The sequence below is a fragment of the Congregibacter brevis genome, from assembly GCF_045689245.1.
GTDB lineage: Bacteria > Pseudomonadota > Gammaproteobacteria > Pseudomonadales > Halieaceae > Congregibacter > Congregibacter brevis.
Map to the genome: position 1 here is coordinate 2312748 of NZ_CP136865.1, position 23743 is coordinate 2336490.

At 54.8% G+C, this 23743-nt stretch carries 13 protein-coding genes; 4 read left to right on the top strand and 9 right to left on the bottom strand.

Annotated features, from left to right (window positions below; translation table 11 throughout):
• Position 1 precedes the first annotated feature (1 nt).
• Entirely contained in the window at positions 2-2644 is a 2643-nt protein-coding gene (gene pepN / locus R0137_RS10200; protein WP_407326320.1) for an aminopeptidase N, read from the top strand.
• On the opposite strand, the gene R0137_RS10205 is transcribed toward pepN, so the two are convergent.
• From R0137_RS10205 to R0137_RS10230, 6 genes are read right to left on the bottom strand one after another with little or no spacing between them, the layout of a single operon-like run.
• Entirely contained in the window at positions 2633-4327 is a 1695-nt protein-coding gene (locus R0137_RS10205) for a BatD family protein (protein WP_407326321.1), read from the bottom strand. The two genes, pepN and R0137_RS10205, sit on opposite strands and share 12 nt — an antisense overlap.
• Positions 4305-6122: a VWA domain-containing protein gene (locus R0137_RS10210; protein WP_407326322.1), complete on the bottom strand. Its 1818-nt coding sequence runs from the start codon at positions 6120-6122 to the stop codon at positions 4305-4307. The genes R0137_RS10205 and R0137_RS10210 overlap by 23 nt, the downstream gene beginning before the upstream one ends.
• Positions 6115-7164, bottom strand: a complete 1050-nt coding sequence (locus R0137_RS10215) for a vWA domain-containing protein (RefSeq protein WP_407326323.1) — start codon at positions 7162-7164, stop codon at positions 6115-6117. Before R0137_RS10215 ends, R0137_RS10210 begins: the two co-directional genes overlap by 8 nt.
• Positions 7161-7631, bottom strand: coding sequence for a DUF4381 domain-containing protein (locus tag R0137_RS10220; protein WP_407326324.1), 471 nt, complete (start codon positions 7629-7631; stop codon positions 7161-7163). Before R0137_RS10220 ends, R0137_RS10215 begins: the two co-directional genes overlap by 4 nt.
• A complete protein-coding gene (locus R0137_RS10225) occupies positions 7621-8613 on the bottom strand; it encodes a DUF58 domain-containing protein (protein WP_407326325.1) in 993 nt (330 codons plus the stop codon). Before R0137_RS10225 ends, R0137_RS10220 begins: the two co-directional genes overlap by 11 nt.
• 7 nt (positions 8614-8620) lie before the next feature.
• Positions 8621-9577, bottom strand: a complete 957-nt coding sequence (locus R0137_RS10230; protein ID WP_407326327.1) for an AAA family ATPase — start codon at positions 9575-9577, stop codon at positions 8621-8623.
• 226 nt (positions 9578-9803) lie between these two features.
• Between R0137_RS10230 and R0137_RS10235 the strand changes: the two genes are divergently transcribed.
• Positions 9804-14633, top strand: coding sequence for an NAD-glutamate dehydrogenase (locus R0137_RS10235; protein WP_407326328.1), 4830 nt, complete (start codon positions 9804-9806; stop codon positions 14631-14633).
• Between the two features lie 52 nt (positions 14634-14685).
• Here the strand turns inward: R0137_RS10235 and R0137_RS10240 are convergent, their stop codons facing one another.
• A complete protein-coding gene (locus R0137_RS10240; RefSeq protein WP_407326329.1) occupies positions 14686-18222 on the bottom strand; it encodes an EAL domain-containing protein in 3537 nt (1178 codons plus the stop codon).
• A gap of 58 nt (positions 18223-18280) precedes the next feature.
• Positions 18281-18484 carry a ribosome modulation factor gene (gene rmf, locus R0137_RS10245; protein WP_008295319.1) on the bottom strand — a complete coding sequence of 68 codons (204 nt, stop codon included), beginning with the start codon at positions 18482-18484 and terminating at the stop codon, positions 18281-18283.
• 190 nt (positions 18485-18674) lie between these two features.
• On the opposite strand from rmf, the gene R0137_RS10250 reads away from it, so the two are divergent.
• Positions 18675-20024 (top strand): M20/M25/M40 family metallo-hydrolase, encoded by a 1350-nt coding sequence (locus R0137_RS10250; protein WP_407326330.1) that lies wholly within the window; start codon positions 18675-18677, stop codon positions 20022-20024.
• Between the two features lie 72 nt (positions 20025-20096).
• Here the strand turns inward: R0137_RS10250 and R0137_RS10255 are convergent, their stop codons facing one another.
• Complete coding sequence (locus R0137_RS10255; RefSeq protein ID WP_407326331.1) at positions 20097-20285, bottom strand: hypothetical protein; 189 nt, start codon at positions 20283-20285, stop codon at positions 20097-20099.
• A gap of 196 nt (positions 20286-20481) precedes the next feature.
• On the opposite strand from R0137_RS10255, the gene R0137_RS10260 reads away from it, so the two are divergent.
• A complete protein-coding gene (locus R0137_RS10260) occupies positions 20482-23727 on the top strand; it encodes a TonB-dependent receptor domain-containing protein (RefSeq protein WP_407326332.1) in 3246 nt (1081 codons plus the stop codon).
• Positions 23728-23743 lie beyond the last annotated feature (16 nt).

Genomic DNA, 23743 nt, shown 5'->3' on the forward strand with positions numbered 1-23743 from the left:
GATGCGTGACGGACAGCCAAAAACAATTTTTCTGAGCGACTATCAGGCGCCGGCCTTTACTGTAAGTCACACCGAGCTTCATTTTGAGCTCTTTGACAAGCACAGTCTGGTTCACGCACGCCTACATTTTCGTCGTGCTGACGGTGTGTCTGAGGACACTCCGCTCCAACTGAACGGCCAGGAGCTGGAGCTGTTAGCGCTAGCGGTGGACGGACAGAAAGTCGCTTCAGCGCACTATGAATTGAGCGACGATTTTCTGCGCATTGACGGGCTTCCCCAGAGTGGGGTGCTAGAGACATCGGCCCGTATTTATCCGCAGTCCAACACCTCACTTGAGGGTTTGTATCGTTCTCGAGGCTTGTTTTGCACGCAGTGCGAGGCTGAGGGTTTCCGAAAAATCACCTGGTTCCCCGATCGTCCTGATGTGATGTCTACCTATTCGGTAACTATCGATGCGGATGCGGGACAGTGTCCGGAACTCCTGAGTAATGGAAACCTGATGCATAGTGAGGAACTCGCTGAGGGGCGTCATCGGGCAGTTTGGGAAGACCCGCATCCCAAGCCAAGTTATCTCTTTGCACTCGTTGCGGGAGACTTACAGCGTGTAGAGGATAGCTTCACCACGGTCGGCGGGCGCGACGTTCGACTTATTATCCTGGTCGAAGAGAAGGATCTCGATAAGTGCGCTCACGCGATGGACTCTCTTAAGCGTTCCATGCGCTGGGACGAAGAACGATTTGGTCGAGAGTACGACCTCGATGTGTTCCACATTGTGGCTGTGGACGACTTCAATATGGGCGCCATGGAAAACAAGAGTCTCAACATCTTCAATACTTCCTGTGTTCTGGCCGCTCCCGATACGACTACGGATCTCGGTTATCAACGCATCGAGAGTATCGTCGCCCACGAGTATTTTCATAACTGGTCTGGCAACCGGGTTACTTGTCGAGATTGGTTTCAGCTAAGTCTCAAAGAGGGTTTCACGGTTTTTCGAGATGCGGAGTTTTCTGCAGATATGGGGTCGCGATCCCTTAAACGCGTCGAAGATGCCATGACCATGAGAACCCTGCAGTTTGCCGAGGACGCTGGCCCCATGGCCCATCCCGTGCGTCCCGCTTCGTTCATAGAGATCTCTAATTTCTACACACTCACGGTGTATGAAAAAGGCGCCGAAGTAGTTCGAATGATCCAGACCCTTCTGGGTGAGGAAGACTTCCGTCGCGGCAGTGACCTTTACTTCGAGCGCCACGATGGGCAGGCAGTCACTTGCGATGACTTCATAGCCGCCATGGAAGACGTTTCGGGCAAGGATCTGACGGACTTTAAACGCTGGTATTCCCAAGCGGGAACACCAGAGCTCAGCATCAGGGATAGCTGGGACGAAGAGCAGGGGATATACACCCTGACTGTGTCGCAGCAAACTCCTGCGTCACTCGGACAGAGTGAAAAATCCCCCGTGGTGATTCCTCTGGCGATGGGCTTGTTGGGAGAGGCGGGTAATCTGCGGATTAAACTTGACGGTGAGATGACCGACATCGAGAGCGAGGACAATACCCACCGTATTCTCATTGCAGATAAACCCACTCAGACCTTCCGTTTCACTGAGCTCCCTGAGCGTCCTACACCCGCGCTTTTAAGAGGGTTCTCGGCGCCAGTGCGTGTCGACTACCCCTATAGTCGGGAGCAGTTGCTGGCGCTCGTGAGTCGTGACGATGATGACTTTGTGCGCTGGGATGCCATGCAGCAACTAATGGTCTCAGCATTACAAGAGCTGCAGGAGAATCCCGAGGCTGCGCTTGATCCGATATTAGAGACCGCGGTCAACGCCATTTGCAGCCAAATCCTTGACCCCGCCGTGCAGGCTGACATGCTGAGGCTCCCCTCGGAAACCTATCTTTCCGAGCTTGCCAGTCACGCAGGTAAAGCCGATGTTCACGGCATTTTTCGTGCGAGGGAAAGTCTTAGGAAGTCACTTGCTAAGGTGTTTCGCGAGCGTTGGGCGTCTCTCTTTGAAGGCTTGAGAGTCACAGAGCCCTACGCGCCGACCGGGGAGCAGATCGGGTCTCGTGCTCTGGCGAATGTCGCTCTGGATTACCTTGCGACGGCTGATGATCAGGGCGTAGCGCTGGCCAGGGACTATTACTTTGCTGCCGACAATCTCACGAATCGCCTGGTAGCGCTCCGTGCCGTGCTACGTGAGGGTAGTGCAGAGCGCGGTGAAGAGTTGCTGGAAGACTTTTATCAGCGTTTTTGTGGTGAAGCCTTGGCGATGAACCACTGGCTGTTAGTGCAAGCAGAAAACAGTGTTGGAGACTCGATAAGTCGCGTCCGGGCGCTTATGCAGCATCCTGCCTACGATAGCCGAAACCCTAACAAAATCCGGTCTCTTATCGGTGGATTTGCCAATGGCAATGCCGTGCAGTTTCACCGCGAAGATGGCGCCGGGTATCAACTACTGGGGGAGGTGGTGGAGGCGCTAAATGCACAGAATCCACAAATCGCATCGCGCTTGCTGGCGCCTTTGACGCGCTGGAAAAACTATGCGGCAGGAGGTGATCTCATGCGCGCTGAGTTACAGCGTCTCTCTGAGCTACCGTCTCTATCCCCTGACGTGTACGAAGTCGTTAACAAGTCACTGGCTTAGGTAAAGCTCGGGTAGGGCATTGTTTGCTGCTCGCTTGTTTATAGTTTTGGGTAGCTCCCGTACAGCTTTGGCCAGGGCGCTACCATTCCACTGCGGCGTGGCGGCGTCCAGGCCGCCCTCGCTGTTCCCGAGCTCTTCGCGATAAAGACATCGCTCCAGCTCTTGTACCGCATCCGTGAGCGCTGCAGAGTCCTTTTGCATTAACCAGTCGTTGATTGGGCCGATGTGTCCCTGGTCGTGAAGCCATAGGCGCAGTGATTCTCTGGCGAGTACCGGATTATTGGCCTTGCAGGCATCAAACAGTTTGGGTGGCGTTGTTGAAACAACGGTTTCTGGAGTTGCACGGGTTTCGATGCGTGGTCCTCGTCGCCACCAGAGTAAGGAAGTGACTATCCACCCTAAGGCGCAAAAAGCCGCAATCCAGGGCCACAGGTTGCTTGCGGCAGTTATTGTGGGATAGCTCTGCGTGCCTGCCTCGCTCGTTGGCAGAGCGGCAGGGCTGTTACCCGGGTTGAGGGATACTCCGGGACTCGGTAGTACGGTTAATCGCTGTGCCGGAAGTTTCGCGATCTTCAAGCTGTTGCTTTCGGTGTCCCACCAGGGAATCTCTAATGCGGGCAGTTCATAAACACCGTCTTCTACAGCAACCAGTGCAAGGCTGTCGCTGCGAATTCCCGTCACGCCTTGATCGTTGTTAACGTTGTTGATTAGCGGTTGATCGGGATAAGCGCGAAGCCCGTCGACACTATTGCCATCGATGGGCGGTAGCTGAGCGCCTTGTAATCCTTCGCCGGTAATCGTAATCGTGCGCGTAATCGAGTCACCTATGCGCAGCTGATCTAAGGGAGCTGACCACTGCTCTTCAATGGTGAGATTAGAGGAGGGCAGCCACGTTGCAGTTGGATAGCTGGTGGGGCGCGGACGGACAGGAATGACCAGTGCATCGCTGCGGCGTCTCAACAGTCTTCCTGCAGGTCGCGTATCAAAAAGTGTACGTCGGCCGGACGCAATCCGTCCGGAAAAAGTCTGCTCCGGAATAACAAGCTCGCCGCTGGATTCGGGAAAGATTGCATAGCGGATTTCGTGGACCAGCCAGGGGCGCCCATTGATCGTGCGCTGGAATGAGTTTTGTCCCAGAGCTTCGACGTAAGCGTTTGCGATCTCGAGTTCACTAATGCTGCGCGAGTCCAGGTTCACCGCCTGCTGTACCCGTAGGGTCAGTAACAGTTGCCCCTGTACATAGACTTCGGAGCGGTCGACCTCGGCCTCAAAGATGACAACTTCGTCTGCAGCTTGAGCAGTGGGTTCCGGGCCCACGGTGACGGACAGCGCTTCGCTGCGTTTTCCGTCCACTTCAAAGGGAGGGATTACCAGGGAACCTTCGCGTCGAGGTGTAAGCTCAAGAGTCAGTTCGCGAGTTTGGCTGCGCTCTCCGTTTACAATCCGCGTGCTGATATTGGATGAACTCTGGAGAATGTCGAACAACTCCTCGAGCGCATCCAGATTTGCGTCGCCGGGATCACTGCTGTCATCACTGCGCAGGGACAGTCGCACACTGTCGCCCATGGCAATATTGTAGCGATCAAGAGAGGCCTGCAGCGCTGCTTGAGCGGGTAACGCTAGCGCAGCCAGGAGGCTCACTGCTATCCAAAGAAAATGTCTACCAGATTTCTTTTGTGTCACGGTTCTTTCCTTGCTGCTGTCTCTGGCGGCTTTCAAAGCGGAACTTCTCTCGCAATAGCCCCGAGGGATCATCGGGGACGCGGCGCAACCATTGCTGCATTGCCTGATCCTTCTCCAAATCTTCCTGCATAGCGCTGTTGTCTATTTCAGGCTGTGGCATTGGCCGCTGCTGCGCCTGCTCTGATTGCTCGCTGTCTCCCTGGGACCCATTCTCACGGTCAGTATCTTGCTGGTTTTGATCCTGCCCATTTTCTGACTGGGAATCGTCACTGCTGCCTTCCGGGTTGTCTTGTTGTCCCGAGTTGTCCTGAGGAGGCTGTGATTGATCCTGTTGGCTATCTCCGTTTTGTTGATCTTGATTCCCCTGTGAGTCCTGCGGCTGCTGCTGGGAGTCACCCTGTTGTCCTTGCTGCTCTTCTTGTTGCTGCTCTAAAAGTTGTTCAAGTGTTGCCAGATTTTTCTGTGCATCTTCCTGATCTGGCTCGCGCTCGAGGGATTCTTTGTAGGCATTTATCGCCGCCTGCAGCTCTCCCTGCGCTGCGAGGGCATTGCCGCGGTTGTACCAGGCATCGGCGCTGTCTTCCGTTGAAAATGCGGTGGCTGCGGTTACGTAGTCTTCATTGCTGAACGCAGCCGTGCCTCGCCAGGACGGGTCTTCAAAAAGCGCCGCGGCGCGTCCAGCATCGCCGTCAGCCAGTGCGCGCTCCGCTTGCTGATCGGCCCGAAGCCAAAGGTCTTGCCATTCAAAGGCCTCACTTTTTTGTGCGGGGAGCACAGTCACAACCAGGGGCAGCATATAAACCCAGCCTCGGCGAAAGCTCACCAAAGCAATGAGGAGTAATGGCAAAACAAGCCAGTGGGCCATGTCCTGCCAGCGATCAGCTTGGCGATCCAGGGATATAGTATCGTCGTCATCGACGATGTTGGACTGAGTGAGCAGTGCCTGTAAATCACTATCATCAACCGTCATGCTGCGATAAGTGCCTCCGGTCTCCGTAGCGAGCTCAAGGAGCAAGTCCTCATCGAGGGCGGGGACCACGATCTCTCCGGACTGATCTTTCAGAAATCCGCCACCGCGAAGGGCAATGGGGGCCCCGACGCGGGTACCCACACCCAAGACCGCAAGGTCCCGCGGTTGGCCAGCGAGAATTGTCTGGATGCTACTCAGGTCGCGGCTTCTAATTCCGTCGGTAACCAGAAGTATTCGTCCTCTACGGACGCCTGCGGAGTCTAGCAATGCCACTGCGCGCTCCACTGCGTCAACGGGGTTTGATCCGGGAAGGGGCATCATTTCAGGTGTTAAGGCGGGCAGTAGGTTTGCGATGGTAGGATTGTCATCGGTCAACGGGGCGACGATGTGTGCGTCCCCGGCGTAGGCGATCAAGGCGGTGAGTCCTTCCTTCCGTTCTCGTAGTAAGTCCAAAAGCTTGCGCCGCACACGATCCTGTCGCGACGGTTGAAGGTCTGTGGCGAGCATCGAGTAGCTCAAGTCCACTACGAGAACCAAAGCGTCCTGTTTTTGCAATACGGGCTGGGGTAACTGCTCCCAGCTGGGACCCGCCGCCGCCAGGGAGCCTATCATCCATGCCAAAAGTAAGGCGGGGAGGCCACTGCGACCTCGACGAACTGATTCTCGGCTGATGAGGTGCTCAAGGAGCTCGGGGGCCACTATGCGCGACCAGCTCGCTTCCTGTCCTCGCTGCTTCCACAGTAAAAAGCCGAGAATCAGACAGGGCAGCAACAACAGCAGCCACTGCGGTCGCAGGAAGTGGAAGTTATTGAGAAGCTCAGTCACGGACAGGAACGCCTACAAGGCTGGGCGTCGTTGCCGCCGAGCGATGGCGCCAAAGGTAACGAATAACCAAAGCAAAACTCAGGGCCATGGCGACGAGCAGCGGCAGTGCGCTAAGAGATTGCTGCGGTCGATATAGGGCCTTGTCGACCTCAAGAGGCTCCAGCTGCTCTAGGAGGCGATAGACCGTGGCTAGCTCCTCCGGGTCCCGAGCGCGGAAGTATTGCCCGCCGGTGCTTTGGGCTATGGATATGAGGCTGCTCTCGTCCAGGTCTGCAGAAGGGTTTACCGTACGCGCGCCGAGAGGCGAGCCCAGTAGTCCCGGCAGCGTGAGCGAGTCGGCGCCAATACCGATGGTGTAGATGCGCACGCCCAGGTCCGCGGCGAGTTTGGCTGCCTCAAGGGGGTCTACAGTGCTGGCAGTATCCTGACCGTCCGTCAGCAAAATAAGTACGCGGCTTGTGGCGGGGCGCTCTTGAAGTCGTTTCACCGCAAGACCAATCGCATCACCAATAGCCGTCTCTTGTCCTGCAAAACCTATTTGCGACTCCAAAAGAAAACGTTGCACTGTTTGAATGTCGAAGCTCAGGGGCGATTGCAGATAGGCCCGACTTCCAAAGAGGATCAAACCCAGCCGATCTCCGCTACGCCGGGACATAAAGTCACTACCCAACTGCTTTACAGCGTCGATGCGTCGGGCCATGCGATTGCCCACCTGCATGTCTTCGACGCGCATGCTTCCGGAAATGTCGACGGCAAGCATCAGGTCTCTACCGCTGTTAGGAAGCTCAATCGCTTCCCCCACCCACAGCGGGCGCGCTGCTGCTACGAGCAAACATAGCCAGATCACCCAAAGTGCAATTGCAGGTATCTTTCTTGCCGCGCTAACTACGGATTCTTCATCGTCGTTAGTCAGACTCTGCCAACGGTTGAAGAATGGCGCGCGAAGCGCTGGTCGTTCAACAGTTCGTGGTGGTGCGAAGCGCCTTACGAGCACAGGGAGTGGAAGTAACAATAGGACTGCAGGCCAGAGTAGGGTGATCATCGGGGCCGCTCCATGTCCTTGAGCCAGCGACCTGTAGCGCGCAAGGCGTCTTCACAGTCTTGCCTATCTACCGCAGGTAGATAGGCAAGGTCTGCCAACGTGCCATCGAAGTAAGGTTCTTTTCCCTTGGCTAGAGAATTTAAAAATTCCGCCCAGGCCTGTCCTGTAAGACCTGCACAGTTTCGGCGACCTGCAACGCCAATAGCCACGCGTCGCTGTAAGAGTCCTAAAGCGGCTGCGCGCTCGGCGTCAGGCATGTCTTTCTCTTGTAGCGCGGTGAAAGCACGCCGCGCCGCTCGAATTGGAGCGGCGCGAAGGTGGAAGCGCCAGAGCCGAAGGAGTCCGTAAGCGATGAGGCCCAAGCTTAGTACAGCAAGTAACCACCATCCCGGCGCCAAAGGCCACCAATGCACCGCCGTGGGCTCGCGGAGCGGTTCCAGCATGTTGATGATGGATTCAGGATCCATGCTTCACCGTGCTCGCGCTGCTAACGGAAGATGGTGGCCCCGCTGCTGTCTGCGCCCCCCCGTAGATGTTTCTAAGTAGTGTCAATGGCGCCTGAGTGGTGCTGGCGCGGAGCATGGGAATGCCCAGTCTCTGGAGTTGCTGCTGATGGCCTTCCAACCGCTCGCTATACAGTTCAGCAAAACGTTGAGACAGGCCTGACATGCCGGTGTCCAGCTCGGCGCGCTTGTGTCCGTCCGTAACGCTATAGCGTCCCGCCGGTGGAAGCTCCGACTCAAGAGGGTCACTGCAATGGATGGCGGTGATTTCGACGTGGCGGGCAAGCTGAAACAGTTCCTCGCGGGCTTCGTCCTGCTCGGCGCCCTCAAAGTCACTGATGAGAAATACGCTGGAACCGGGTCTGGCAACCCTGCGCACACTGCGAAGCAAGGCGCTGAAACGATTCTCCTGCCCCTCGACTGATTCCGGCGGCGCCGGCGTCTCTGCGAGTGCCGATAAAAAAGCGAGAACCGTGCGACGACTGTTGCGGGGGCGCATCTCCCAGTGGTCGACGTCACGCATGAGCAGGCCGCCGACACGCTCATTGCTGGTCAGTGCGCTCCACGCTAGAAGCGCTGCAATCTCCGCAGCGAGCACAATCTTAAAGCAATGCTGCGAGCCAAACTGCATGGACGATCGTTGATCTACGACGAGAAGCACGGGGCGCTCCCGCTCTTCATGAAACATTTTTGTATGTGCTGCTCCGGTTCGCGCAGTGACGCGCCAATCAATAGCGCGGATGTCATCGCCGGGCTGGTAACCGCGTACTTCCTCGAACTCAATACCTCGTCCGCGAAAATTCGAGCGTTGCCCGCCGGAGAGCTGAGCGAGGGCGCGTCGGCGTCGGCGTATGTCCAGCTGCCGTGCAGGGAAGCGCAAAGCCAGCAAGCGAGCAATGTCTACGGTTGCTCCGCTTGCTGGTTGTGAGGGGTCTAGCGTCAACATGGAAGTATCAGGCCACAGGCACCAGTCGGAGAATCTCGTCGATCACCTCATCACTGCGGACGCCGGCAGCTTCCGCTTCGAAGCTGAGTAGCAGACGGTGTCGGAAAACGTCCCCGGCCACTGCCTGAACATCGTCGGGGGACACAAAATCTCGACCGTGCAGCCACGCGTGGGCGCGCGCGCACCGGTCAAGGGCAATGGTGGCACGGGGGCTTCCGCCGTAATCGAGCCAATGGGCAAGATCATCACTGTAGGGAGCTGGATTACGGGTGGCCATGACGAGCTGCACAATGTATTCCTCGACAGCAGGAGCCATGTGTAAGGCGAGGGCTTCTTCGCGTGCCTGAAAGACGTTTTCCTGAGCCAGCTGGGGTGCGTCGACTACCGTGCCTTTTGCCGCTTCTGATCGTGTTAGACGAAGAATCTGACGCTCAGCCTCGGCATCCGGATAGTCAACTTTCACATGAAGGAGAAAACGATCGAGCTGCGCTTCGGGAAGCGGGTAGGTGCCTTCCTGCTCAATGGGGTTCTGAGTTGCCATTACCAAAAACAAGCGCGGCAGCGCATAGCTCTCACTACCGACACTTACCTGGCGTTCGGCCATGGCCTCCAATAAAGCAGACTGCACTTTCGCCGGAGCGCGGTTTATCTCATCGGCCAGGACCAGATTGCTGAACACGGGACCCTGTTGAAAATGAAAGCTGGCTTGCTGTGGTCGATATATCTCGGTGCCGGTCACATCGCCAGGCAAAAGATCGGGTGTGAACTGGATCCGGTGAAAACTACCTTCCAGTGCATCCCCAAGGGATTTGATTGCACGGGTTTTTGCCAGTCCCGGAGCTCCCTCCACGAGCAGATGCCCGTCCGCTATCAAGGCAATGAGTAGCCTCTGTACGAGGTGGCTTTGGCCGATAATTTGCTGGTCCAGCCACTGTTCCAGTTGTCTCAGGTCGCTAGAGGTCAAGGTCTCTCCTGTTGAAAATCTGTCAACGTAAACAATTTGATGAGCTTTTTGGCATGCAGCGCATGCGAGGGGTGCGATTCTAGCGGAGTACAGCCTCCGGGGCACCCGCTGCCCACATAATCGACTGGCATAGTGCCGTAAAGTTCCCCTTCTGCGGCACTCATGGTACCTGTCTTTGCGATACACTGGCCGCCTAATAAAGCAGCGCGAAAAAAGGGGACCTGCTATGGCGTGGGAGACACTCAAGCAAGCCTTGCTTGACGACCTCGCGGGCATTGTAGTCAAGCGAGCCGACGCAGAGCATCGGGATGACCTAACTCTTCTCTCAGACACTTTCTTCAGTCGATTTTCGGCGGAAGATATGCGTGATCGCTCTCCTGACAACCTTTACGGCATGCTCTACGGCTTGATGCGCTTTATGCAGAGTTGGCCGGGCGATGCTCCAAAGGTTCGCTTGCTAAACCCTCAGATTAGTACCCACGGCTGGGAAAGCACGTCGACGATTGTCGCGGTGCTCTGTCGCGACATGCCTTTTTGTACGGCGTCGGTTCGAGGTGAAATTAATCAGCGCAATCTCGGCATTCATTGTCTGGCGAGCTGTAACCTGCGTGTTGCTCGGGCCGAAAACGGTGAGCTTCAGGGCTTGATGAACACGCACCAAGATGTCGTCGACGCTTCCGCCGAGAGTCTTCTTTACTTTGAGATTACACGCCACAGCGACTTGAGCGAGCTCAACGAACTTCGCAAAAGCCTTGAGCAAATACTCGAGGAAGTGGCCATGGTGGTCAGCGACTTCGGTGCTATGCGAGAGCGGCTGAATCAAGCGCGGGAGTGCATCGCCGAAGCGGATTGTGTCAGCGACGAGTTTCGTGAGGAGGCGGCCGCATTTATCGAATGGTTGCGCAGCGATCACATGACATTTCTGGGGTACGAGTATCTTCGCGTAGAAGACGGCGAGGTGCATGTCGATAGCAGCTGTAATCTTGGTGTACTGCGGGGGCTGGAGACTCGCGGCGCTGCAGATCTTGAACACGATCTGGCTTGGATGGCTCCTGAGGAGTTTCACCGACGCCAGCTAAGCTTTGGCAAATCGCGCAGACGGGCAAAAGTGCACCGTCAGGCCTACCCAGACTATGTCGAGGTCAAAACTTACGATGCTTCCGGCGCAGTCACGGGGCAGCATCGCTTTCTTGGCCACTACACCGCTGCCGTCTACAACATGGATCCCGCGGAAATTCCTATTCTGCGTCGTAAAGTGAGCCAGGTTCTAGGGCTTTCGGGGCTTGCAGAAGAAGAGCACGATGGACGAGAGTTAAAACGCGTACTGGAGTTAATGCCTCGGGATGAGTTGTTTCAATCATCTACCGCGGATCTCTATCACACGACATCGGCAGTAAATCGTATTCAGGAGCGGCGCCACACACGATTGTTTGTGCGTAAGGATGCACACGGCAAGTTCATCAGCTGTCTTCTTTACATGCCCAGAGATCGCTACACCACCCAGCGACGAATCAACATCCAAGGAATTCTCACCAAGGCTTTTTCTGCTGAAGAGTCTGAGTTCAATACGCAGTTCACTGAGTCGGTATTGGTGCGGGTTTACTTTGTTTTGAGAGTGGATCCATCGCAGAAACATGAGTTTGACGTTAATGAAATCGAGGAGCAGATCGTGCAGGCAACGCTAGCGTGGAAGGATCGACTGCGGCTCCGGTTGCTTGAGGAGTTCGGCGAAGAACGCGGTGAGCAGCTCATGCGCGAACTGGGAGACGGCTTCGCCCCCGGCTATCGTGATGACTTTGATCCCCGGGTCGCTGTACTGGATATACAGCACATACTGGCCTTAAACGGATCCGATCGTCTGGGTATGAATCTTTATCGTCTTTTAGAGGAAAAAGATGATCACTTGAAGCTGCGCTTGTATCGCATGGGTTCGCCTCTGCCGTTATCAGATGTGCTGCCAATTCTAGAGAATTTGGGCTTGCGGGTGGTGGCGGAGAGAGCCTATCCGGTGCGGGCTGCCTCGGAAGGTCGTTATTGGATTCAGGAATTCAGTTTGATTTATTCCCTGGCCAAGAATATTGATCTTGAGCAGGTGAAAGAAGAGTTTGAAGATGCCTTTTCCCGCATTTGGTATGGGCAGGCGGAGAGTGATTCCTTTAATCGCTTGCTATTGGGTAGTCGTCTTAGCTGGCGCGAGATCGCGCTCTTACGCGCCTACGCCTGTTACTTTGGTCAGATAAACTTCGCTTACTCTCGCAGTTATATCGCAGAGACCATGGCGGCCCATCTGCCGATTTCTTCCAGTATCGTTGAGCTATTCCTCACGCGCTTCTCCCCAGTGTTTGATGGAGATGATGAGTGGCGTGATCAGCGTGAGGCAACGGTAAGAGAACGTATATTGCTGGCTCTTGATGACGTAGAGAATCTCGGACAGGACAGAATCATTCGCCAGTACGTCGAACTTATTACGGCCACAGTGCGCACCAACTTTTTCCAGCAGGGCGCGCTTGGAGATAGTAAATCTTACTTTTCGTTTAAGCTGCGTCCGGGCGATATTCCTGATATTCCACGTCCGGTTCCTCTGTTTGAGATTTTTGTTTATTCGCCTCAGGTCGAGGGGGTGCATCTGCGTGGTGGAAAAGTCGCGAGAGGTGGCTTGCGATGGTCTGATCGATTGGAGGACTTTCGCACAGAAGTCCTCGGTCTGGTGAAAGCACAGCAAGTAAAAAATGCGGTGATCGTCCCGGTGGGCGCGAAAGGCGGCTTTGTAGCGAAACGCTTGCGTCCGGATATGACGAGGGATGAGGCGCAGGAAGAGGGCGTGGCTTGCTATAAGACCTTTATTCGAGGTCTTTTGGATATAACCGACAACCGGGAAGAGGATCGCATCGTCCGGCCACAGCTTACGGTGTGTAAGGATGAAGAAGATCCGTATTTGGTGGTAGCTGCCGATAAGGGGACGGCTACTTTTTCTGACATCGCGAACTCCCTCTCAGAAGAGTACGGATTTTGGCTGGGTGATGCCTTCGCGTCTGGCGGCAGCGTAGGCTACGACCATAAGAAAATGGGTATTACCGCTCGGGGTGCCTGGGTCTCCGTAGAGCGACATTTTCGAGAAATGGGTGTCAATGTCGCGACGTCTGAGTTCTCGGTAGTGGGAATCGGCGATATGTCCGGCGATGTGTTCGGTAATGGCATGCTGCTGTCTAAGCACATTTGCTTGCTGGCGGCGTTTAACCATATGCATATCTTCGTCGATCCGAATCCTGATGCCCAGAGCAGCTATCTTGAACGGGAACGCTTGTTCGCTTTGCCAAGATCGGGTTGGTCGGATTACGACACGTCGCTGATTTCTGAAGGGGGCGGCGTGTTTAGCCGTAACGCCAAGTCCGTGGCTATTTCTGAACCGATGAAAGCGCGGTTTGGTATCACCGTTAATCACATGACTCCGACGGAGCTGATCAGCGCGATTCTGCGTTCCGAGGTAGATCTGCTGTGGAATGGTGGTATTGGCACCTATGTGAAATCCAGCGCTGAAACCCATACCGATGTAGGGGATAAGGCGAATGATGGATTACGAGTGAATGCAAGGGATTTGCGCTGCAAGGTGATTGGTGAGGGGGGCAATCTTGGGATTACGCAGCTGGCCAGAACCGAGTTCGCGCTTATCGGTGGCCGCTCGAATACCGACTTTATCGATAACGCCGGAGGTGTGGACTGCTCGGACCATGAGGTCAATATTAAGATTTTGCTGGACGCCATTGTCGCGAGAGGTGATCTCACCGAGAAGCACCGTAATCAGCTTCTTGAGGATATGACCGAGTCTGTTTCGGACCTTGTGTTGGCAAACAATTACCGGCAAGTACAGGCAATTAGCATCGCAGAGCGAGAAGCGCGAGTACGTAGCGGCGAATACCGTCGCTTGATTTCGACCCTCGAGAATGCAGGGCGATTAGATCGAGAGCTCGAGTTTTTGCCTACGGACGAGGCCCTCGCAGATAGACGAACGCAGGACTTGGGCCTTACCCGTCCCGAGCTCTCGGTCTTGATCTCCTACAGTAAGGCGATACTCAAGGAAGAGCTCATTGCCTCGGACTTAGGTAGTGACGCGCATTTACTTCAGGCGGTGTCTACTGCGTTTCCCGCCAAGCTCAAGGAAATCTATCCCCAGGACCTCGCTGAACACCGTCTGCGCCGAGAAATCATGTGCACTCAGGTCGCGAACGATATCGTGAACCGCATGGGATTGAATTTTGTATTGCGCCAGCAAAAAGCAACGGGTGCCCCCGTGGCAGATGTTGCTCGTGCCTATACGGCGGTTATGGAAATTTTTGGTATCAGTGCCTTGTGGGACAGCATCGAGGCGCTGGACTTCACCGTAGTCTCTGACGTGCAAATTGAGATGATGCTCGACGTTATTCGATTGGTGAAACGTGCGACTCGCTGGGTGTTGCGCAATCGTCGTCACCAAATAACGCCTACCAGTATGATAGAAGAGTTTTGCGCTGGCGTGACCGAGTTACAGCGTGCGCTTCCTGAGTTATTGCGCGGTCGAGCCGCAGAGCAGTACGAAGCCCGGCTGCAGAGCTACAACGAAGCAGGGGTAAATGCGGATACCGCTGCGAGAGTTGCCGGCTGCATGCATGCAGCTACGGCGCTGGCGATTGTTGATGTGGCTGCGCAGACAGAGAACGACCTCATGGAAGTGGCGACCTTGTACTACCACTTGGGTGAACGTTTGGAGCTTGATTGGTTCGGTGCGCAGGTCTTAGGCAGCAAAGTAGAGAACGAGTGGCAAGCCATGGCTCGAGAAGCCTATATGGAGGACCTGCAGTGGCAGCAATGCACCCTTGCGCAGGGTGTGTTGCGGTTGCGGAGTGACGATCGCGATGTAGTTGCCTGCATCACTGCTTGGGAGGAACAGGAAAGTGCGTTGCTCAAGCGTTGGAAAGACATGCTGAGTGAGCTCCACACAACCGCTTCGCCAGATTTTGCGATGTTCGCAGTGGCTAATCGTGAGCTGCTGGACCTGGCTCAAAGCAGCCGGAGGGTGTGAGCGACTAGCAAGGTGAGACTCGCTCAAAGGACACTGAGCCAAAAAAGCTGATTTAAGAGAGCATCTCGGTTGCAGTGTGGGCGTTAACCGCCTTGCTGTATAAAAAGCCTTGCACGGACATGGGCCCACGTTCGCGGAGAAAGCGCGCCTGCAGCTCGTTTTCAACACCTTCAGCTACGATACCCATACCGAGGGCTCTGGCCATGGCGATAATCGCTTCAGCAATGGCGTCGGCGTCATCGTTTATGGAGATCTCTCGAACAAAAGAGGCGTCGATCTTCAGGGTGGAAACCGGAAGCCTTTGAAGATAGGAAAGTGATGAGTAACCCGTTCCGAAGTCATCGATAGATATCGTGAGCCCTAGCGCCCTCACTTGATCGAGAATGCTGACCTGTTTTTCCGGCTGAGGTAGCAGGGCCGTCTCTGTGAGTTCCAGTTCGAGGTTATGGCCGTCGACATGGTTACGTTGCAGAATACTTTGAACCTGTTGAAAGAAGCCTGCCTGTTGCAGCGTCCTGCCGCTAACGTTTACCGCTATTTTGGGGACTGCGATCGACGCCTGTTGCCAGCTATGGACCTGTGCACACACCGTTTCGAGCACTGCATAGTCCAGATCTACTATTAAGGCACTATTCTCTGCCATAGTGATGAATTCATCAGGGCTTACTGTCCCAAAGTCGGGGGAATGCCATCGGCTAAGTGCCTCAAACCCAACTAAGTCCAAGCTCTCAACGTCATACTTGGGTTGGAATACGACCTGAAGATCACGATTTTTTACAGCCTCCCGTAGCGCACTAGAGAGCAACAGATACCGAGTGGCATCGTCCGTCATCTTGTGGGAGTAACACTTCCAGGTAGCTCGTCCGGCTTTCTTAGCTGCGTACATGGCCGTGTCTGCATTTCGCAGGAGTGTCTCGGTGTCTGAGCCGTCCTCTGGAAATCTACAGATACCCACGCTAGCAGATACCTGAACACTTTCCCCCCCGATTAAGATGGGTTGCTCCAGGACTTTGATTAGCTTGCTGGCGATAACCGATACGTTCTGATAGCTATCGACGTCGAAGAGCAAGGCGACGAACTCATCACCGCCAATACGGGCAATTACGTCATCATCCCGTAAGGCTCCCACTAAACGTTTGCTGCACACTTTCAAGAGTTCATCGCCTGCACTATGGCCCAGACTGTCGTTGATGTCCTTAAACTGATCGAGGTCAATGAACATTATGGTGATGGGATCCCCTCGAGGCGCCGCGCGGGCCAATCTACTATCTAGGGTCTGTCGCAGGTGACTGCGATTTGGCAGAGCGGTTAGCGGGTCCTGGCGAGCAAGAAGCTCCAGATAATGTTCGTTCTCCTTGATGTTGGTGATGTCGTTGAAGCTCCCGACATAGCCTCTCAATCGTTCCTTTTTGTCATGCACAGGGGAAACGGTTAGTAGGCAGGGGAACACCTCGCCATTTGCACGGCGGTTCCATACTTCACCCTGCCAGCGGCCTTTCTTCTCGACGATCCTGAACATCTCCCTAAAAAAATAAGGGTTGTGCCGCTCTGATGAGAGAATAGCGGGAGTCTGACCAACCGCTTGATCATGAGCAAAGCCGGTGATTTCGCTAAAGGCATCGTTAACATCGATGATGGTGCCGTCTACCTCGGTCATCATTACTGCTTGCGCTGATGACGTGAATACTTCCGCTACCCTGCGTAACTGCTCCTCTGCCTCATGGAGCGACGTAACGTCGTGAATACTGACCGCAACGCCTCGTTGCACCCGCTCGTCAGAGTAGGGCGCGTAGGTGACATCTATGCGTCTAGCCCCCTTGGGTGACTCACGCCACTGCTGAAACTGAACTCGAGCGCCGTTCTGCGCTTCTTTTAGCTTTTCTCCGAGTTGATTTTCAGCGTAGCTATCGCCCAATACTTGAGCGACTGTAAGTCCTGTTAGCTCGCTTGGGGTAAGCCCATGGCGCAAAGCATAGGCGGGGTTCACGACTTGATAGCGAAACTCTTCGTTTAGTAGCGCAACTTCGCTGTCCGTAGATCCCAGCGCCCTTTCCAGCAGCAGGGCATCGTCCAGCGCCTGACGGTTAGATAGCCAAAGACTCACGGAGGCGGCTGCGCCTTTAAGAAAATCAAGCTCTTCCTGAAGCGGCGGCACTGTTTCGCTGAATATAGCCTCTATGGAGCCACTGTGTTTACTGCCCGTCTCGAGGGGTATCTCAATGCTCGGGCCGTCAAGGGACTCTTTACCGGCATGCCAGGTAGCTCCGTCGAGGTAGAGACTTGCGCGAACTTGCTCGGGCGCCTGCATGGAGGCAACCACCTGTTCGCAGACATGTTGCGCGTAGCTGTTGATCTCCGTATCTGTCTGGGAGCGGCGATGTATCTCAAAGAGCCCCTGAAGCTCCTTCATTCGTTCGTTCAGATCATAGACCGCACGTTTTTCTGCGCTGACATCGCGCACAATAATCGCGGCTCGGCCATCCGGTGCCGGTGCGATGCGACAATCAAAATAGTCTGTGGATCCATTTATGGGCAGCACGTATTCGGTCGCAGCAAGTGCTCCTGTTCGCAAGGCCTTCTGCAAACACTGCGTGATCTTGTGTCCTGCCTCGTCGGGCAGTACATCACTCATCACTTTGCCCATGAAGTTTTCAGGAGCGGTGAACAGGGCGCTATTTTCTGGAGCCTGATAGTTCAGGATCCGTCCTTCCGTGTCGACAAGAAAAAAAAGGTCCGGCAGAGCCGCAAACAAAGCGTCCACCGCGCTGCGCTGACTCGCGACGATGTCTCTGCGCCGCTTGTCCTCATCCACGTTCATATGAATGCCGTAGCAACGCAGTGCCTGGCCAGTTTGCTTATCGCGTACGAGTTTGCCTCTAGATCGAATCCACACATAGTGTCCGAGCTTGTGACGAAGCTCCATCTCGACGTCCCACAGCGTCTCATCGCTGTCGGCAAACTGTTCCATTATGTGCGTTATGTGTGCCCGCTTTTCCGGGCGAAGTAGTGCCTCCCAGGCCGTTAAATCATTGGGAAGCTCACTGCTCGAATAACCCAGTTGCTCCCGACAGGCATTTGAGAAGTACACCGTTTGCCTGACGGGATTGTGTCCCCCGGGCATTTGCCAGTGAAAAATGCCATCGGGTAGCGCAAGCTCTAAGAGTTCGTGTTGGGTTTCGATCTCAGCGCGTGTTTTTACATCCTCGGTGATGTCGCTGTAAACGGCCATGAGAAGGCCATTGCTCAGCGGGTAAATATCGTTTTGAAACCAGCCCTCGCGAGACTTCGGCTCCTCACCACTGGGTTCGCTGTATTTAAGGGGGGGGAGGCTTTCTTTGCTGCCTGAGCTGTGCACTCGGCGTAGTGCGCCCACAAAGCCCATTTCTTTTGCGCCAGGAAACGATTGGCTAAGGAGCGTGCCCACGACCTCAGACTCTACGACCTTACTGAGGACTAAAGCAGCAGGATTCATCGCCAGGATGCGAAAGTCTTTAGCGTCCTCCACTGGTTCGTAGATCACAACGCCTATATCGAGCGCAGCGACAGCGGCGCTGTAGATGTTCACCTGTGCGGGCACTGAAGCGTTCATTGCTGATCCATCACGACAATTAGAGGGGTGATGGGGAGCTCCCTAAGGAGCGAAGGCACTACTGCATGCGCAGACGATGCACTCCGGACACGCCAATGAGGCCATCTAGCTGATCGGCGTGGCCCTCTCGCCACCCAGTAATCCAGTTGATTCGTTGTTGCTCCGTCGTGTGCGGGCAACTTTCGCTGCTCCGACCTGATACTCCTGCCTGATAACCACGCTCATAAGCTCGAGCAGTCATATCGCGTTTCTGTCGGCGCATCGCTATTCCTCTCATGTCATACATAGGGGCTTACCTCTATATAAGCAGAGAAAATCGGTTTCAGCTACTATTTTTTTGTTACGGATACAAGCACGTCTATCTCGCAATGATATAAAGAATTCACACATACGGGTTTGCGCCGTCTCTTTCGCCGTTCAGCGGTTTGTTATCGGTACGAACTCAGGGCACCATGAGTGCTTATCGATATCACTTTCAGGACAATTCCCCGATGTTTTTTAGAGTGTTTTGCAGTGCCATTCTTGCGCTGGTTTTTTTCAGTCCAGCCTTTGCCCTTGATGAAAAGGAGCTAGCGATCCGCGATGCTGTGATTCGTGGGCAGGGAGAGGCCCTCTCCCTGCTGGAGCAAGCCGTGAACATCAACAGCGGCACGATGAATGTAGATGGGGTGAGAGAGGTGGGACAACTCTTTGCCGAGGCTTTTTCCGAAGCTGGATTTTCAACTCGCTGGGTAGACGGGGAGATGTTTAACCGAGGCGGCCATCTTGTGGCAGAACACGGAAAAAGGGGCCCCAAGGTTCTCCTGATTGGCCATCTGGATACGGTGTTTGCAAAAGACAGCAGCTTTCAAAAGTTTTCGCGTATTGATGAGAGTTATGCAGCAGGGCCCGGTATCACCGATATGAAGGGCGGCGACGTAATCATTCTGCAGGCAGCCAAGGCCCTTGACGCTGCCGGAGTGCTGGATGAGCTCCAGCTACGGGTAGTCCTCACCGGCGATGAGGAATCGCGCGGGAGGCCCTTAAGCCTTGCCAATGCCGCGCTTATTGAGGCGGCAGACTGGGCCGATATAGCCTTGGGCTTTGAGGACGGTGACGGCGATCCAAAGACGGTGGTGACGGCGCGGCGCAGCTCCAGCGAATGGCGTCTGAGCGTGACCGGTAAACCGGCGCATTCTTCTCAGATTTTCCGCGAAGACATCGGTTTTGGCGCTGCATTGGAAACCGCAAGAATTCTCGACGCCTGGCGAGTGGCACTGTCGGCGATTCCCAATCTCACCTTCAACCCCGGCTTGGTCATGGCGGGAACCGACATGGATCATGATGACAGTAATACACGGGGGACGGTCTTTGGAAAAAACAACGTGATCGCGCAGACAGCGGTTGTCACCGGCGGGATGCGGGCAATCAGCCCTGAGCAGATTGCTAACGCGGAGGCGAAGATGCGCGAGATTGCAGCGGAAAATCTAGCGCAGACTACTGCAGAGGTGACCTTCAATCATGGCTATCCTCCCATGGCACCTTCTGAGGGTAACGACACATTGCTTGAGTACTACAGCGCTATCAGCGAAGAGCTCGGTTATGGACCGGTGGTGGCTGTGGATCCGCGAAGGGCCGGAGCTGCCGACATTTCTTTTGTAGCGGACCGTGTAGACGCTGCTCTCGACGGCTTAGGTCTGATGGGCGACGGCGGCCACACGGTCGGCGAGGTCGCAGATCTTCGTACCTTGCCACAGCAGACCCAGCGTGCCGCTATCCTGCTTTACCGTATTGCGAAGGGAACTGTAGTCCCCCGGCTATGAGAGTCCCTCCGGCTATGTAAGTCCTTTGCCATGTGGCTCTTTGGGGAGATGTTCTGGCGACCTAGACCTACTCTAGCACTGGAGCACTGGAGCACTGGTTCCCGTGTCCCAGATGCTGCCTCGGTATTGCGTTTCCTTGGCCGGCGTATTGCCCACTACGTCTATGTTCCCACCACTATCAAGAAAATTTCGCACCTGCTCTGCAATAGCCTCTCGCAGTCGTTGCTTCTCGGCAGTGTTGACACCTGATTGCTTGTCCATGCGCAGTCCTCCTATCGCTGCGCACATCGTCCGGATCTTAGATGACAGTAAAGCGATAGATATTTGAAATTTTTGTGACTCGAACAAAGCCATTATCGACGCCGCGCACTGTCACAAATTTGTCATAACTCGATAACATTACCGTCACATTACGAACCTACGATGCCCCGATTGCTTTTATGGATGGGGCATAGCGATGACCCTCCACGTCACTATTCCTGACTTAGAGGTCGTAATGACACAGTTGTTTGGCGCCCGGCGTGCCTTGCCAGTCTTGTTTACCTTGCTTAGCCTCACGCAAACCGGCCATGCAGCTGATGAACTACTGCTGTACGTCTTTGAAGACGGCGTTGCTGTGCAAGGCGCGGTCGTCACTATTGATGGCGAGCCTGCAGGCACGACTCGTCGTGACGGGTCTCTGTTTGTGGATCTTGAAGGCGACGGTCAACGAGTGCTCGCGATCACGGGCAGCGATGGTGTGGTTCAGCGCGACCGCTTTTCGTCAGCTTCAGGCCAGCTGGTGGATGTGATCAGCGATCTTGGCGGTGGTGACAATCAGGCGATCGTCGACGTCTACTCTCGAACAGAGTCAGCTGCGGATCGTCGCGAAGCGCCTACAGGTGAACTTCAAGTCACGGTCCGTAAAGGTTCCGACGCTGCCGTAAACCAATTGGTTGTAATTTCTAACGGTCAGGGCGGTGTGTCGACAAATGCACAGGGCCTTGCGTCAAAGAGGGTCCCCCGCGGTATCTATCGAGTAACCACCGACGAAGTCTCTCGTGAGGTCCGGGTCGTGGCGGGTGTGACCAGAGGTGTGCAGATTAACCTCCCCGAAGCCGAAGGGCTGATTTCGATAGCCGCGCCGCAGATTGAGGAGGTCTTCGTGCTCGGCACTTTCGATCCTGGTGGCTTCGAGTTGTCCGAGCGAGATACCAATTTGATCGTCGACACACTCGGTGTTGAGGAGTTGGCACGCTTTGGTGACTCAGACGTTGCTGCTTCCGTGATACGTGTTCCGGGCGTGGCAGTACAGGACGACAAGTACGTGTTCATTCGCGGCCTCGGTGGCCGCTACGTGACATCGACTTTGAACAACTCGACGATGCCGTCTACCAACCCGACCAAGCGTACGGTGCCTCTCGATTTGTTTCCCTCCAATTTCGTTAACCAGTTGGATATCAAAAAGACTTTTCTGCCGTTTATGCCCGGCGAATCCACCGGCGGTAATTTGGTGATCAACACCAAGACCTTTCCTGACGAACGCTCCGCGAGTGTTACTGCGTCACTAGGCTATGTGACGGATCTTACGGGCAATACAGTGGGTGTAGATCCTGCTAGTGGCAATTTTGACTTCATCGGCTGGGATGACGGAACCAGAAAAGAGAGCATTGTCGTTTCGACTATCGGGGACATCGTTTCTGACGGCGGCACAGTCACTGCGGATGACGGTACTACCTTCACCTTGGAGCTGGAGCAGCTTCGAGAGCTGCAGCGCACCGCAGGTATTTTCCTGTCCGAGGATTGGGATCTGGATTTTGCTGAGACTACGCCTAACGGCAGTCTCGGTGTTAACTACGGTGACCTGTTCTATCTGGGCGAGGGTGAGCTGGGCTTTTACGCTGCCGTAAACTACTCCAACGAGTGGAGCCAGCGCGGTAACGGTATACGGCGAAGTTACAGTGCCAGCGGGATCGTTGCCGATGATCAGAACTACGAGTCCTATTCTCAGAACATAGATATTTCAGGTCTTGCCTCGATTGGCTACAACATTGGGAACAATACCTTCGAGTGGAACAACGTGGTGTCCCGCTCCACAGAAAGTTTTGTCGAGCGTTCCGTTGGCCGCGAGGGAGACGAATTCCGATCGGTTTACCAAGCGACAAGTCAATGGGAAGAACGACAGTTTTTGTCTTCTCAGATCGTGGGCTCTCACTTTCTTAACGAAGATGGGTCGCTCTTTGGTGAGTGGCAGTTCACTGCGAGTCAGGCCCGCCGTTATGTTCCGGGTAGAACAGATGTTCGTTTCAACGCTGAGGCTAACCTCACCGAGCCGGCTGAATTGCGTGAGGGTTACGACTTCTCGCAAGCAAACAACGAGCAGAGCGAATTGCTCAACGGGTTCTTCTTCTCGTCCGGTAGTTCCTCGAAGCGTTATGACGACTTGACTGACGACAACTTCGACGGTTCATTTGATATCACCTGGGACGCCTACGATGACGGTGCCAGCTTCGGTCAACTGCGATTCGGAGCGCAGGCCATTTATCGCGAGCGGGACGCCGAAAGCGCAACCTACGGGTTCTTCAATAATGGGGCCGACGCCACTTTGAGCAGGTCGCCTAATGTGCTCGTGTCTGACAATATTTTTGTCTGCGGTGAAGGGCCGGGCACAGTGACCTGCGAGGATGATTCGCAGGGTGGTGTACAGAATAGCCCCACCACCGGTTTTCTCTTTCAAGTGCGGACTCAGGTTTCCGACGAATACCAAGCCGAGCTTGAGTACAACAGCGTATACGCCATGTACGACCATACCTTTGATGGCGTATGGGAGGTGATTGCCGGTGCCCGCTATGAGCAATACGAGCAAGTAACCGACACCTTCGACCTGACTACGGGTAACCCCGTCCAGGGAATCGTTGATGAAGGAAGCCTTTTACCTGCTCTAGGTATCAACTGGTTTTATTCGGACACGCAGCAGTTGCGACTCGCAATCAGTCAGACCGTAGCGAGGCCAGACTTCAAAGAGGCCTCAAATGCTGTGTTTTTTGACAACGAATTTAACGTGCGTGTTCGTGGTAACCCCAACCTGACGATTTCCGATATTTTTAACGCAGACCTTCGCTGGGAGTGGTATTTCGGGGAAAACGATACCGACAATATTTCAGCGGCTGTGTTCTACAAAGATATGACTGACCCTATCGAGCGGGTCTATCAGGCCGCATCGGGCACGGCGAGCAATTCACGAACTTTCCAAAATTCTGAAGCAGCGGAGCTTTACGGCGCAGAAATCGAGGGCCGTAAAGAGTTTGTGTTAACTGACGACTACAACAACACCCTGTTTGTGTCCTTCAACGCGGCGTACATCGAGTCAGAAGTGACTCTACTGAATGGCGACGCCCGAGCGCTTCAGGGGCAGCCTGAGTACACAGCGAATTTCGTTATTGGCTACGACAATGTGCCCGGCGGGCACCAACTCACGCTTCTTTACAACCATAACGGCGAATCCATTGCTGATGTCGGGATTCTTGGGCTTCCCAACGTCCTGCTTGAGGAGAGGGGAGAACTGAACCTCGTCTACCGCTATGACATTTCAGAGAAGGCAACTCTCAAAGCGCGTGTGGAGAATATTTTTGACGCAGAAGTGGAATACACCCAAGGGGATCAGATATTCCAATTCTACGAAAAAGGCACCACTTTCCAGCTCGGATTCGACTGGGAATTCTAGGCAGTACCAGAGGACC

Coding starts and splice junctions, on each gene's coding strand:
- R0137_RS10215 (WP_407326323.1), bottom strand. CDS start 7,164: ATGATCACCCTACTCTGGCCTGCAGTCCTATTGTTACTTCCACTCCCT.
- R0137_RS10260 (WP_407326332.1), top strand. CDS start 20,482: ATGACCCTCCACGTCACTATTCCTGACTTAGAGGTCGTAATGACACAG.
- R0137_RS10225 (WP_407326325.1), bottom strand. CDS start 8,613: ATGTTGACGCTAGACCCCTCACAACCAGCAAGCGGAGCAACCGTAGAC.
- R0137_RS10220 (WP_407326324.1), bottom strand. CDS start 7,631: ATGGATCCTGAATCCATCATCAACATGCTGGAACCGCTCCGCGAGCCC.
- R0137_RS10240 (WP_407326329.1), bottom strand. CDS start 18,222: ATGAACGCTTCAGTGCCCGCACAGGTGAACATCTACAGCGCCGCTGTC.
- rmf (WP_008295319.1), bottom strand. CDS start 18,484: ATGCGCCGACAGAAACGCGATATGACTGCTCGAGCTTATGAGCGTGGT.
- R0137_RS10250 (WP_407326330.1), top strand. CDS start 18,675: ATGAGTGCTTATCGATATCACTTTCAGGACAATTCCCCGATGTTTTTT.
- R0137_RS10235 (WP_407326328.1), top strand. CDS start 9,804: ATGGCGTGGGAGACACTCAAGCAAGCCTTGCTTGACGACCTCGCGGGC.
- pepN (WP_407326320.1), top strand. CDS start 2: ATGCGTGACGGACAGCCAAAAACAATTTTTCTGAGCGACTATCAGGCG.
- R0137_RS10255 (WP_407326331.1), bottom strand. CDS start 20,285: ATGGACAAGCAATCAGGTGTCAACACTGCCGAGAAGCAACGACTGCGA.